This window comes from Psychrobacter sp. 1U2 (genome assembly GCF_051847575.1).
Window position 1 is genome coordinate 1 of sequence record NZ_JBPYDC010001216.1, and the last position, 665, is coordinate 665.

Below are 665 nucleotides of genomic sequence, written 5' to 3' on the forward strand. Positions count from 1 at the left end.
CGCCTACCAAGACTTATGGCAGACGGTAAAATCAGGACAAAAATGGCACGGCTACGTCAAAAACCTGTGCAAAGATGGTAGCCACTATTGGGTGTATGCAACGGTCGTTCCTAACATACGCCGCGGACAGACCGTCGGTTATACCTCTGTACGCCGTCAGCCGTCACGTCGCAAGATAGAAGCCGCGATCACGCAATATGCTCAAATGAAACAGAATGAGGAAGGTTAAACCATGAACGAAAAAACCTATAACCTATTAATCGCTCCTGATTTTTCGCCTGATCATTTTGCAGGCTGGCACATGTTTAATACCTTGATTCAAAAGCGTGCTGACATTCACTTGCATCTCAATACGCCCACCTCTCATGCTGAGCAAGAAGAGATGGTCAATGCTGGTAACATACATATTATCTATGCCAACCCCTTTGACGCTGCTGCTTTGATTCGCGAAAAAGGCTATCGCGCCATTGCGCGTCCCATCGGCAAATCAGATGAAATGGTGATTGCAGCGTCCGCCAATAGTGATATTAAGTGCTTAGAGGATTTGACCAAAGGCGCGTCTGTCGCTATGGCAGACAACCGTGATGTAAAGCTTATCGGTCTGCGCTTATTAGAAGCAGTAGATTTAGAAGAGTCTGATCTTATCTGGGAGGTAACCGAAAACT

Annotated in this window: 2 protein-coding genes; both read left to right on the forward strand. The window is 46.5% G+C overall.

Annotated elements, in window-relative coordinates; all coding sequences use genetic code 11:
* The coding region (locus ACS8FD_RS21280; RefSeq protein WP_439277332.1) for a PAS domain-containing protein at positions 1–229 on the forward strand (229 nt) is incomplete at its 5' end.
* Between the two features lie 3 nt (positions 230–232).
* The coding region (locus ACS8FD_RS21285; RefSeq protein ID WP_439277333.1) for a PhnD/SsuA/transferrin family substrate-binding protein at positions 233–665 on the forward strand (433 nt) is incomplete at its 3' end.